The 13,205-nt window shown below is 33.6% G+C and carries 13 protein-coding genes; 5 read left to right on the top strand and 8 right to left on the bottom strand.

Going from position 1 to position 13,205, the window contains the following annotated elements:
* Positions 1 to 18 precede the first annotated feature (18 nt).
* From cls to ACU8YW_RS08800, 6 genes are all read right to left on the bottom strand, one after another.
* Positions 19 to 1,230, bottom strand: a complete 1,212-nt coding sequence (gene cls, locus ACU8YW_RS08825) for a cardiolipin synthase (RefSeq protein WP_142310376.1) — start codon at positions 1,228 to 1,230, stop codon at positions 19 to 21.
* Between the two features lie 110 nt (positions 1,231 to 1,340).
* Positions 1,341 to 2,486, bottom strand: coding sequence for an ABC transporter permease (locus ACU8YW_RS08820; protein ID WP_106382802.1), 1,146 nt, complete (start codon positions 2,484 to 2,486; stop codon positions 1,341 to 1,343).
* A gap of 1 nt (position 2,487) precedes the next feature.
* Positions 2,488 to 3,597, bottom strand: a complete 1,110-nt coding sequence (locus tag ACU8YW_RS08815; RefSeq protein ID WP_087983105.1) for an ABC transporter permease — start codon at positions 3,595 to 3,597, stop codon at positions 2,488 to 2,490.
* 37 nt (positions 3,598 to 3,634) lie between these two features.
* Complete coding sequence (locus tag ACU8YW_RS08810; protein WP_001093813.1) at positions 3,635 to 4,573, bottom strand: ABC transporter ATP-binding protein; 939 nt, start codon at positions 4,571 to 4,573, stop codon at positions 3,635 to 3,637.
* A gap of 137 nt (positions 4,574 to 4,710) precedes the next feature.
* Positions 4,711 to 5,811 carry a sensor histidine kinase gene (locus ACU8YW_RS08805; RefSeq protein ID WP_097857306.1) on the bottom strand — a complete coding sequence of 367 codons (1,101 nt, stop codon included), beginning with the start codon at positions 5,809 to 5,811 and terminating at the stop codon, positions 4,711 to 4,713.
* Between the two features lie 4 nt (positions 5,812 to 5,815).
* Positions 5,816 to 6,454 (bottom strand): response regulator transcription factor, encoded by a 639-nt coding sequence (locus ACU8YW_RS08800; RefSeq protein ID WP_088082901.1) that lies wholly within the window; start codon positions 6,452 to 6,454, stop codon positions 5,816 to 5,818.
* 283 nt (positions 6,455 to 6,737) lie between these two features.
* On the opposite strand from ACU8YW_RS08800, the gene ACU8YW_RS08795 reads away from it, so the two are divergent.
* The 4 genes from ACU8YW_RS08795 to exsE are packed head-to-tail and all read left to right on the top strand — an operon-like array spanning position 6,738 to position 9,676.
* The gene (locus tag ACU8YW_RS08795; protein ID WP_242015944.1) at positions 6,738 to 7,220 is read left to right on the top strand and encodes an RNA polymerase sigma factor; all 483 of its coding nucleotides are present in this window, start codon (positions 6,738 to 6,740) and stop codon (positions 7,218 to 7,220) included.
* On the top strand, positions 7,217 to 7,660 hold the full coding sequence (locus ACU8YW_RS08790; protein WP_088082902.1) for a hypothetical protein: 444 nt from the start codon (positions 7,217 to 7,219) through the stop codon (positions 7,658 to 7,660). The genes ACU8YW_RS08795 and ACU8YW_RS08790 overlap by 4 nt, the downstream gene beginning before the upstream one ends.
* Positions 7,653 to 8,723: a hypothetical protein gene (locus tag ACU8YW_RS08785; RefSeq protein ID WP_098230232.1), complete on the top strand. Its 1,071-nt coding sequence runs from the start codon at positions 7,653 to 7,655 to the stop codon at positions 8,721 to 8,723. The genes ACU8YW_RS08790 and ACU8YW_RS08785 overlap by 8 nt, the downstream gene beginning before the upstream one ends.
* Positions 8,720 to 9,676, top strand: a complete 957-nt coding sequence (gene exsE, locus ACU8YW_RS08780) for an exosporium protein ExsE (RefSeq protein WP_098230231.1) — start codon at positions 8,720 to 8,722, stop codon at positions 9,674 to 9,676. Before ACU8YW_RS08785 ends, exsE begins: the two co-directional genes overlap by 4 nt.
* A 29-nt stretch (positions 9,677 to 9,705) precedes the next feature.
* On the opposite strand, the gene ACU8YW_RS08775 is transcribed toward exsE, so the two are convergent.
* Together ACU8YW_RS08775 and dsdA are read right to left on the bottom strand one after the other, a co-directional pair.
* Positions 9,706 to 10,953 (bottom strand): DUF445 domain-containing protein, encoded by a 1,248-nt coding sequence (locus tag ACU8YW_RS08775; protein WP_087983120.1) that lies wholly within the window; start codon positions 10,951 to 10,953, stop codon positions 9,706 to 9,708.
* A gap of 159 nt (positions 10,954 to 11,112) precedes the next feature.
* Positions 11,113 to 12,453, bottom strand: a complete 1,341-nt coding sequence (dsdA, locus tag ACU8YW_RS08770) for a D-serine ammonia-lyase (RefSeq protein ID WP_097889336.1) — start codon at positions 12,451 to 12,453, stop codon at positions 11,113 to 11,115.
* Between the two features lie 150 nt (positions 12,454 to 12,603).
* On the opposite strand from dsdA, the gene relB reads away from it, so the two are divergent.
* On the top strand, positions 12,604 to 13,149 hold the full coding sequence (relB, locus tag ACU8YW_RS08765) for a type II toxin-antitoxin system RelB family anti-toxin (protein WP_426933783.1): 546 nt from the start codon (positions 12,604 to 12,606) through the stop codon (positions 13,147 to 13,149).
* Positions 13,150 to 13,205 lie beyond the last annotated feature (56 nt).

The following is a 13,205-nucleotide window of genomic DNA, read 5'->3' as shown; positions in this document are numbered from 1 at the left end:
ATCCTTTTTCATTAACCTTTATAAATAAAAATCCACTAATCCTGCCACTTTCTCCTTACAACGCTCCCAAAACGATAACTTCTCAAAAAATTGTTTCGTCATCTCTTTCGAATCACGAAAATCTTTTGTTAATGCCTCATTCACTTCTGATATGATAGTCCCACCGTGAATATACAAATTCATCTCATCATTCATATAAAAGCTACGTGCAGTCATGTTCGTTGTACCGATAACAGTTAGTTCATTATCAATTATCATTAACTTCCCATGAAACATTCCTTTTTTATAACCATATACTTTAATTCCATTATTAACAGCTTGACGAATATAAGGATACGCTGCCTCTTTAATGAGAGGAATATCTGGTTTATATGACCAAAGTATTTTCACTGTAACACCACGTTTTTGCGCTTCAATTAAAGCATTCATAAATTCTTTATTTTTCGCTATAAAATAAGGTGTTGTAATTACGATTGAATGCTTCGCTTGTTTTATTAATTCGATATACTTTTCAGCGACGTAATGTCCATTGTAGCTGGTCATCGTATGTAATGTATTCCCTTTACTAGCTTTATTCGTACTTCTTTTTATATTTTCTTTCGTATCTCGTTTCCAATCTGAAGCGAATTGCTCTTCTAAATCTTTTGCTCCTTCTCCTCTTATCCGCACATGATAGTCACGCCAATATCCAAAATGCTTATCTTTCCCTAAATACTCATCTCCTATATTAAAACCACCTGTATAGCCAATCTCCCCATCAATCGTCGTAATACGGCGATGATTACGATGGTGAAGTGAATAAAATCCGAATGGCAATTCAGGTTTTCTACTATATGTAAAATGTACACCACTTTCCCGCAATTCACTTATCATCTTGCTTTCAAATGATAAATCATTAATGCGATCAACGGATAAATAGACGTTTACTCCTTCTTTTGCCTTCTCTTTTAATAAGTTTAAAAAAGTATGGCTACTTTTATCATCCGACAAAATAAAAAAGTACGTGTAAATAGATTGCTTCGCTTCCCTTATATCAGTAAATAACTGTTTATAAAATGACTTTCCTTCTACAAATAATTGAAAATCACTATAATGAGGTGCATACTCTGTCGGCATGTTTTTCCCAGCTTCCATTTTCCTACCTAAAGTAACATCGATATGCATCCAAATTAAAATAAAAACAACAATAGCAATAATAATAGAAGTAACTCGCAATATTTTTTTAATCATTTTGATTTCCTTCCGCTCATTTTCTTTCTACCCTTCTATTTTGTCATTCCAATTTAGATTTCATGCTTCATACAAAAAAGGATGTGACTTAACGTCACACCCTTTTCATATTAAACAAAGTTTCTCGCATCATTATTTCTTCCAAACTTATAAATAGCAATTAAGAAGAATGCTACCGCAAAGGCAATTAAGATTAATATATTTAAATACAAATCTGAAATCGAAATTCCTTGTTGTAGTTTTGATACCGTATCTAATAGCCATCTTTGCGGAAGAAAATCAGCTACTTTTTGCACTGCTTTCGGCATAATGTCATACGGAAAATAGCATCCAGCGAGTAAACATGTCGGTACAATGATCATATTTTGCAGTGCATTTGCCGATGCTGAGTTTTTCGAAAAAGCGACAAGCACTAACGATATTCCAATCGCTATTAAAGCAAATAGCATGAGTACGCCAAGCATCACTATGAAAGGCATGTTGATATTCGTATGAAAAACATTCGTTAGGAATAGGATTGTAATCAGAATTTGTACTGTTAATATCATCATATTTACCCCGACATTAGATAATATGAATTTCTTCCCATCTATTGGCGTTGATAAGAGTCTAAAATACGTTCTATTTTCTTTTTCTTTTAAAATATAACCTGATAAGTTCGCTGCTGAAAATAGCATAAACATAATAAGATAACCCATCGTTTGGTTTGTCATATCTTTATTTTTCGAAGTATCTTCTAGCGTCTCAGTTTTCATTTTAAATGAACCTTTTTGATATCCTGCGTACATACTATCAAATGCACTTTGATCTGTTCCTGCTACTTTACTAATAGCTGCTACATTATCAATATAATTGTATAAATATGATTTTATAAATCCTGTTACTTGATCACCTTTAATCGATGAAATTTCAATATGATTTGGTTTCCCTTCTCGAACACTTTTTGAAAAACCAGATTCTAATGTAATAACTCCATCAAGTTTTTTGGAAGTAAGTTTATCTTCTACTTCAGATTCTTTAATTTTACTTACCTTTACATGATTTAATCCTTCTAAAAATTTCACCGTATCATTTGCTATAGATTGATTTTCTTTATTTATAACCCCGATATTTAACGTCCCTTGCCCGACATTCCCATACATTGAGAAGGAGATTAATGTTCCAATTATCGGCAAACTAATAATAATGAATAACCCTTTTTTATTTTTCAAAAGTACAGATAACGTTTTTTGTATGAGCCATAAAATATCTTTCATACTATAGCCCCTCCCGTCTACGTAATGCAATAATTGCAATTAATAAAAAGAGTGCCGAAATGCCAAGATTTAAACATATTACTGGCAGCGCTGCTCCTACATCATTTGCATAAATAATTTTCATAACAGCTGTGTTTGCCCACGTTAATGGTGATAAATTCGTAACGAAATTTTCTTCTATTACGAAATATGCACCACCAAAAATAGAGGCTAATTGCACAACTACAAGAATAATCGCTCTCGATGATTCAGCTGTTTTCGTAATATATCCAATCCCTAAACCGAAGCTAATTGCTAGAAAGATTTGTGTTAATAAAATAATAAATATGATTCCAAGATGTTCGCCCCAATTCGCTTGAAAGACAAATTTACTAAATAACATGACAAGTAATACGCAAAGAGCATTTGCTACTAGGCTACCAAGTACTTTTCCAATGAATATTTCAGCCTTACTTATAGGCGCAGCAATGAGGCGATCTCCTGTTTTACGTATTCGTTCTCCACGAATTAAAGAACTCGCTCCCATCGCAGCATATAGTGCAATCATCGTCGTCATTACAACCGCATAGTAATCCATAGAACCTGGCTTTTTCGCAGCTTGTAAAGATGTTTCTTTTATATAATCATTATGATTTCCGCTTGAAATAACCGCGCTCACCTTACTAGGATCAACTTTTGCAACTTCGGCCGCTACATTGTACTTATCAATAAATGTTGTAAGCATGCCTTCCACAATACTTCCCTCAATACTACTTTTGTCACTTCCGTAAAATTTCGCACCATCTTTATTTAATTCTACATAAGCAGCATATTTATTTTGCTTCACTTCTTCTTTCCCATCTATACTGCCTGAAGCTTTTTTAAAATGAATACCCGATTTATCGACTTCTTTCGTAAATGCTTCGAACGTTTGAGAAAATGTGCTACTTGCTTCATCTTTGTAGAGCACTTGTATATCTTTAATCGCTTGACTATCGCTATCAAATGCATTCGTTAACGCTGTTCCTAACACAAGCATTAGTACAATCGGAAATGCTAACATAAAAACTAAAGTTCTTACGTCTCTGAAATCTCTTTTAATATGCATAACTGCAATATTGAAGATGTTCAATTGATGAACCTCCCTTTACCTTTTCTTCATTTACCTTTTATTTATCTCGTAAGTTTCTTCCAGTCAACGTAAGGAATACTGTTTCTAAGTTCGGGGCCTGCTCCTCTAATGAACGAATTTCAATGTCATGATTAATGAAATGCTGAATAATTTTATTTAAATTATTTACTCCTGCATCCGAGTTTACCTTGATTACGTTCTCTTCAACTTGAACAGCTTTCACACCGTTTATCTCTTTTAACTTTTCTACATCTAAATTTTCTACTGACTTCACTTCAACCCAAATGTCTTTCGTATCAGTAATAATCGCTTTTAACTGTTCTTTCGTTCCTTCTGCAATCACTTTACCGTGATCTACAATTGCTATTTTCGTACAAATCTCTTCTACTTCTTCCATATAGTGGCTCGTGTAAATAATAGTGCTGCCCATTTCATTTAATTTTCGAACCGACTGGAGAATATAGTTTCTTGACTGTGGATCAATTCCAACTGTCGGCTCATCCATAATAATTAACTTCGGTCTATGAGCAATCGCACAAGCAATATTCAGTCTTCGTTTCATCCCGCCTGAAAAGTTTTTCGGGTAACTTTTATGTTTATCACTAAGTCCCACAAATTGAAGTGCTTCCTCTACTCTCGCTTTTAGTTCAGCTCCTCTTAACCCGTACAGTCCAGCAAAGAATTTCACATTTTCATAGGCAGTTAACTCTTCATAAATCGCAATATCTTGCGGAACGATACCGATATTCATCTTCGCAAATCGATTATGTTTCTTTATATTTTTTCCTAATATGCTAATTTCACCTTCATTACTTCTTAACAACCCAGCAATCATATTTATCGTTGTACTCTTACCAGCACCATTTGATCCTAAAAAGCCAAATATCTCTCCTTCTTTAATAGATAAAGACATATTATCTACCGCGATGAAATCACCAAATTTTTTCGTTAAATTTTTAATTTCTAATGTATTCATCATTTCACCCCTATTTCGGTTTCTCTGCTATTCATTATAAACAAAAAAAATGAACCTGCTCAGTGCAGAAGTTCATTCTTTTTACATGAGATTATTCACTTTTTTCATATGAGATGATTCATCTTCGTCCCATTTTCTTATATCGGCAACAGCATCGTTACTGAAAAGCCACTTGTTCCATCTACAATAATTTTTCCGTTTACTGATGCTGTTCGCTCCTCCATCCCCATAATCCCGAGACCTTTCTTAACGAGAGCTGCACCTTTTCCGTTATCCTTCACTTGTACTTTCACCATCTTGTTAAGTACATGAATATCGATTGAAATGACTGTCGCATCAGCATATTTCATCGCGTTCGTTAGTGCCTCCGTAACATTCTCACCGATAATCTTCCACTGAATCGGTGAGATCATATCTAAATTCCCTTTATATACGAAAGGAATATTTATATCATGCTTACCGGCAAATTCCTCTATGAATAATTTCATACGATGAATGCCAATTTGCTCCGTTGGTGGCTTCATATTTTTTAATGTAACTCGAATACTTTCAATTCCATCTTTCGATATATGAATTGCATTTTGTAATAACTCGGCAGATTTTTCTTTATCTATCCCCATTAATCTCTTTGCTGCTTCCATTTGAATTAGCGCCCCTGTCATCGAGTGGCCAATTTTATCATGAATTTCTTGTGACAACCGATTTCTCTCTTCTAACTTAAATGTGTACTCTGATTGCTTTATGTACTCTTTATTTTCATTTAAGCTTTTCGTCAGCCGCTGCATATCTTTTCGCATCTTATCATTTTGTGATTCAAGCTTTAATACACGCGATATATACCGTTCTGCCATAGTTAATACGATGAAAGAAAATGTAACAATTAATCCATATGTCATTCGAATACTTTCTTCTGTAAAGATAATGGGAATCATCATAATGATAAAGAGCTGCCATTTCTTCTCTATATAACGAAATATAACTTCATATAAGTTCAATGGTAAAAATAAAATAAAAAACGGATGAACCTTCCATGTAAATAACATAACTATGCCAATTGACAGACTAGATAATATATTTTTGTACGTATCTTGTTTAAATATAGAGATCAGCACATTTACAGAAAGATATAAAAGCAAAGTAAGTATAATCCATGGTAAGTTCACAACATTTAAATAAATGTAACTAAACACAATATATATAAAGACAATTAATTTACTTACAATTAACCAAAATTCCATATCTTTAATCTACTTTCCCTGTTAAATAATAAATCGCAATTTGTGTGCGATGTTCAAGTCCAGTTTTCCCTAAAACTGATGTAATATAATTTGCAATCGTTCCTTCTGATATGAAAAGTTGCTTTGAAATTTCTTTATTCGAGAAACCTTTCGCAATTAATGCGATAATACTAAGTTCTCTTTCTGTAAAAAGACTTGTATCTATTTTACATTCGTCCTCTTTGCTTTCCATTAAATTGCACTTAATTTTATCAAGCACTACATCTTGCATAACAGTTTGACCGTTATATACTCCTTTTATTGCATCACGAATACGCTCTGGATCATTATTTTTTAATAAATAACCTTTCGCCCCGTTTTTTACTGCGTCCAAAATATATTCATCATCATCGAACGTCGTTAAAATTAGCGGTTTCGTTTTCGTCCCTTCACAAATGAATTTCGTTGCCTCTACCCCGTTCATATTTGGCATGCGGACATCTAAAAGAGCGATATCAACGTCGTTCTTTTTGCAATAGTCCACTGCTTCTTTCCCATCATTTACTGTATCTACAACTTCAAACTCTTCATATGTATTTAAAATAATTTTCATGCCTTCTCTAATAAAAGAATTATCATCTGCTATTAATATTTTAATTTTCATGTTTGTTAGTGTGGACCTTCCCCTACTAACATTCACATCCTTTCTTCACGTAACATTTCCTACTTGCTCATTATATACTTCTCTTTACCATTTTTTCACACCTTTTTTCATATAGCTTCCTTCCTAAAAATATATTATTCTTTTTTTACAACATGTGTAGGGTGACCGATCATTTCTTACGTCTATATAATAGAATGCGTCAAAAAGGAGGGAGAGACCCATTGAGGAAAAACAATTAATTGAAAAAGCACAGCAAGGAAGCGAACACGCTTTTCGTATCCTTGTGCAAACATATCGTCATTATATTTTTCAAGTTATCTTTTCTATTTTAAGACATGAAGAAGATACGAAAGATGTTACACAAGAAGTATTCGTAAAAATTCACGCCTCTCTCCCTAATTATCAATTTCGCGGATTAAAAACTTGGATGGCGCGTATTGCCACCAATCACGCTATTGATTATAAGAGGAAAAAAGCTAGAGAAAATGAAGAACTCTCCTTATGTAAAGAAACTGAGGAAAATATAAAATCCTCTCATAACGTTGAGGATTTATTATTGACGAAAGAGCAAAAATTACTCATTGCTCAAAAACTGAGAGAACTTCCCGAGAATTACCGTGACATCGTTCTCTCACATTACTTAGAAGAAAAAAGCTATCAAGAAATTGCTTTGCAGGAAAACATCGAAGTGAAAACAGTCGAAATGAAACTGTATCGGGCAAGAAAGTGGATTAAAAAACATTGGAAGGAGGAAGAGTTTCTATGACGCATTATTCAAAAGAAGATTGGCGCAATTATACTTTAGATTTTATAGAAAGCAATGAACGTGAATCTATGGAAGAACACCTTTATGAATGTGATCATTGTTTAGCACTTTATATGGAAAGTATCGATGAACAACATGAAAACCTTCCAATGATAAATGATGATTCATTTACGAATGAAGTTATGACGCAAATTGATTTTGAAACGCTACAACCTAATGAAAATATAAAAACAAACTCATTAAAGCGAACGATTATTCACTACATAATTGCGACCGCAGCTACAATTATTTTTATGGTAAGTGGTTTATTCCAGTATATTTTCACAGCGACATCAAATTTCGAGAAATCTTCAAAACATAACGAGTCTTCTATTTCACAACAAATTGTAAACAAATCGGTAGATACATCAAAAAAGGACGGAGGTTCAAAGCATGAATAAAAATCCCTTTTTAGCACTTGTATTAGGGCTAATTCCTGGGCTTGGACATTTATATTTAAAGAAGTTTGGACGGCTTATTTTATATAGCGGAGGGGCTTTATTACTATTTTCTTTTGCAGTTTTTTGCGTAGTAGAATTAATAGCGCGTGAGTTGGCTTTTATCTCTCTATTTTTACTAGTCGTGTTATGGGTGGTCAATTTACTAGATTTAGTTATCACTATTATTAACCAATCAAAAAAACAAGCAGCCGGAGAATTAACAGATTCCTCTAAAGAAAGCGAACGATTTTATATCATTCTCCTATCCATCATACCTGGACTTGGTCATTTCCAATTAGGGCTTATGCAACGTGGACTTACATTTTTAGTAGCTTGCACAGGGATCGGAAGTATGATTATTTTCGTTGCACTTTTAACATCACAAGAAAGTTTCCTTATCTTCCTTATAACATTACCTGTTTTATGGATTTACAATTTCTTCGATGTTGTTCAGCAACTCCAGAAAAAAGAACGTGGCGAGCAACTAGATGACCGTACTATTTTCGAAGAGTTTGAAGAGCATCGTGAACAAGGAAAGAAGAATAAAACATTCGCTTCTATTTTAGCGATGTTCCCTGGAGCGGGACATATGTATTTAGGCTTACAACGCCGCGGTCTTCAGCTTATGGCAGCCTTTTTACTTTCCATCTATTTACTCGACTTATTAAGACTTTCAGCGTTTTTATTTTTAGTACCAATCATTTGGTTCTATAGCTTCTTTGACGCTTTACAGCAAACTGCAAAGTATGGAAAAGAACGTGTACATGACGAACCTATCATTGATTATTTTATCAATCATCAAAGATGGATCGGTATTGGGTTAATTACACTCGGTGGTTATTATTTATTAGATCAAACACTCCTTCCTATTTTGAATGATTACTTTGCAACTATATTTAACATTCATCTTAGCGAGCTATATTATCGCTATTTCCAAACATCTATCGTTGCACTCCTCTTAATTGGTGGCGGCTTTAAATTGTTACTTGGAAATAAAGAAAACAAAGGTGGTACAAAAGAATGAGAACATGGCGCGTTGGAACATTTTCAATGGGGCTTTCTATTATTTCATTAGGTTGCTTCTTACTATTTTCAGTTGTAAAAGGTACTGAGGTATTAGATTCCTTAACAGCATGGTGGCCTGTTTTACTTATTATTCTTGGCGTGGAAATTTTACTATACCTTCTATTTTCTAAAAAGGAACAATCCTTTATTAAATATGATATTTTTAGTATTTTCTTTATCGGCGTTTTAGGAAGCGTTGGAATTGCTTTTTACTGTTTATTATCAACTGGATTACTAGATGAAGTTCGTCATTCTATTCATACCACTCGCCAAACGAGCAATATTCCAAGTGGACAAATTGATATACCTGAATCTATCAAAAAAATTGTAGTGGATGCAGGACAGCACCCTCTAACAATAGAGGGAAATGATACAAATCAAATTCACCTTCTTGGAACATATGAAATGACGACGAAAACTAATGAAAAACTTAATTTAAAACAAGAAGATTTCCTTTCGGTTCAAACAGCTGGGGAAACGATGTATATTACTTTAAAATCATTACCCGTTCAACATACGTTATGGAATTCAGCACCACAAGTCAAACCGACACTCGTTCTTCCGCAAAATAAAAATGTAGAAGTTCGTGCTTCAAATAACGAACTATCCCTTTATCCTGGTCAATTACAAAATAATTGGTTTGTACAAGAAAGTTCACATGTATCTGTTCATTTAGCAAAAGAAAGCGATGTATCTTTAATCGCCATAACAAACAAAAAAGAATCCCACGGAAACACACCTTGGGAACAAGTTGAAGATTTAACGAAAAAAGAAGAGAATACTTCAGAAGAAAATAAAGAATTCAACGAACAAGAACATTGGTATAAAAATTCAATTAAAACAGGCAATGGGACGTACAAGTTAAATATTGAAAAAGCTTATAATATCAATATGAGTATTATTGAAAAATAAAAACCTTCCACAATTGTGGAAGGTTTTTCTCATATAATCGCTTTAATTCCTTCTAACACTAATCCAATCATAAATCCGCAAACAGCCCCGTTTACTCGGATCCACTGTAAATCTTTACCGACGTTATTTTCAATCATTTCAATTAACGTTTTATCATCTAACTTATCAAGGTTTTCTTGTACAAGTTTTCCGATTTTCGAATGATTCTTTTCCACAAGTGTGACAACTTGTTTTTGTAACCAATCTTCTATTTTTTGAACAGTCTGTTCATCTTCTTTTATTTTATTCATTTGTGTTTGTAAAAATGGAATAACATATTTATCCGTAAACTCTTCGTTTTTCACAAAAGTAATTGCCCTTTGTTGCACTTGCTCCAGCATCTCTTTAATTTTGTCAGTAGCATTCCAATTGGCAATCCATTTTTCTTTCCAATTTTCTAATTCTTGTAGTAAAGCTTCATTTTCTTTTACATTTATAATTTCTTGACGAATTTTCGATAATATAAGTTGTCTCGTACTATTATCTGCATCTTGTAAGCTGTTAATATTGCTAATAATAAATTTCTGCAAAATGCCGCCAATTTTATCTTCATCTACAATATTCATAAACGATTTCAAAGTAAACTGTAAAAATCCATCTACTTTTATGTTTTCCATCGCCTTCATACCTAAGCTTCCGAGCTGGTAACGTGCTTCATCTTGCGCTGTCCAATCTTTCACTTTTACTAATATGTAATCCAGTGTCTTTTCATCGTACTCTTGCACTACCAATTGATCAACAAGCACTTGTAATATGTTACTTGTATTAATTGTATGCAAATACGTTTTTAATTCTTTTTCAATAATAACCGCTAACTTTTCCGTATCTATTGTAACAATCGCCTTCTCAGCAATTTTTACAATTCCCTTTTTCACAGCGTCAGACTGCATTTCTCTCTCAGCGATTTGCAGTACCATTTGCGCTAGCTGCATTTCTTTTACTTTATTCGTAATACTTTCTTTCGTCAGCCACTCATTTTCTAACGTATGAATGAGCCCTTTCGTTACTCGTTTACGATTTTTAGGTAATAACGCTGTATGAGGAATTGGAATTCCCATCGGATGACGGAATAATGCTGTAACTGCGAACCAATCCGCAAGTCCACCAACTAATCCAGCTTCAAATCCCCCTTGTATAATCTCTCCAGCTACCGTTCCTTGAAAAGGGATAGAAGCCGCAAAACCTACTCCCATAACCCCAAGCGAAATACCCGCTATATATTTAGTCTGTAATGACATCGTATACACATCCTCTTATTATGTAAAATAAAGCTTTTTTGTTATGTTTATTTGCTATTCGTTCTTTATATCTATACTATAATGAACTAATGCGAAAATAACAAAGAATTTATAATAATACATATGTCATATAAATAAAAAATGAGGCCACAATTAGCCTCATTTTTCTAATATTATTAATGACTCACCTGTTTTATAATATCCACTCATCACATCTTCTGGAACCATACTACCGCCAGTTCCCCACACAATATGAGTACCTTTCTTCATCTTCTCTGTTAACTGTTGTTTTTGTAAATACTCATCTTCTTTGCATACTTTCACTGGCCCTATCATTCCCGCTAGCGCAGAAGGCTCTAAATAAATATTTTCCGTATCAGCTAGTTCTTTTAACAATCTATATAACTCTTCATCACTTACTGTGTAATTTCCACTCAAAAATGGTTCCATCGTTTTACCGACAAATCCAGACGGTCTTCCTACCGCTAGTCCGTCCGCGTCTGTTACATTATCAATCCCGATATCTTGAACGGCAATTTTATCATGAAGTCCTGTCATTAAACCGAGTAACATACATGGAGAGTGCGTTGGCTCCCCAAAGAAACAGTGTACGTTGTCTTTATACAATAACTTTAAACCAAATGCGACTCCGCCAGGTCCGCCACCTACTCCGCAAGGAAGGTAAACGAATAAAGGGTGCTCTTCATCTACTACAATCTCTAACTCTTCTAATTGCTTTTGTAATCGCGATGCTGCTACTGCGTATCCTAAAAATAAATCATGTGAGTTTTCATCATCTACAAAATAACAGCTAGGATCTGCATCCGCTTGCTGACGCCCCTCTTCTACTGCTTTACTATAATCAGCTTCATATTCAATAACGTTTACACCTTTACTTCTTAATAAATCTTTTTTCCATTCTTTTGCGTCTGCTGACATATGAACAGTTACGTTAAAACCTAGTTTTGCACTCATAATCCCAATGCTTAGTCCTAAATTACCTGTAGAACCTACCGCAATTGAGTATTTTGCAAAAAACTCTCTACATGTATCACTGTCTAAAATGGAATAATCATCTTCTTCTGTTAACATTCCATACTGCAAAGCTAATTTCTCCGCATGCTTCAGCACTTCATAAATGCCGCCTCTAGCTTTAATTGACCCTGATATCGGAAGCCCGCTATCACACTTTAATAGTAATTCACCTAATATAGGTTTCCCGTAATTTTTCTCTAAAGACTGTTTCATAGTAGGTATCTTCACTAAAGGTGATTCTATAATGCCGCCCGTTTCTTTCGTTTCTGGAAAAACTTTCGCAATGTACGGTGCAAAACGCTTTAACCTCTCTTCCGCATCTTTTACATCACCTTCATTCAATGGGGAATCTTTTATTGCCGTTTCATACTTTTCCATGTTCGGATTCACCCAAAACACTTCTTCTGTTGAGATTAATTTATTTAATAGTGGATATTCCTCTTTTAATTTCTCTATTCCCTTCATTTCTCTTCCTCCTCATAACCTTGTAGCTTACGATTCAATAAATTATAATTAAATTAATTTTAATTTAGTTTAACATAAATTATTTACTTTAGTTAATTTTAATTTAATTTATTTAAATATAATTTAATAATTAGTTAGGAGCCTTTCATTATGGAAAATATAGATATTGGTAAAAAGATTGAAAAGCAAAGAAAAGAAAAAGGTTTAACTAGTAAAGAACTAGCAACGATGGCAGGTATTACACCATCTATGTTAAGTCAAATTGAGCGTGGGTCTGCTAACCCTTCTATTCAAACATTAAAAGTACTCGCTAAAGCTCTTGATGTTCCAACATTTAGCTTTTTATTGGAAGATACAAATACAGACGATTTAATTGTACGTTCTCATAAACGAAGAAAAATGATTATCGATAATTTATCATATGAATTGCTATCACCTGATTTTACAGGAAATTTAGCAACAGCAATTATGACTGTTCCACCGAATACAGCTTCATCAGAAAATGTACTAGAACATAAAGGTGAAGAGTTAGCATACGTATTAGACGGGAAAATTACATTACATTTAAATGAAGAAGAATACATATTAGAAACGGGTGATAGCGTAAAAATACCCGCTTATTTAAAACATAAATGGGTAAATCAATTCGAGAAAAATGCAATTGTTTTATTTTCTGTTACTCCGCCGATTTTTTAATATATTTAAGAAAAACAGGATAATCCTCCTCATATTAATAAAACTCTATTTACAGT

The organism is Bacillus pretiosus (assembly GCF_052947655.1).
The sequence above is the reverse complement of the archived record's forward strand: the minus strand, read 5'-3'. Positions and strand labels throughout refer to the sequence as shown.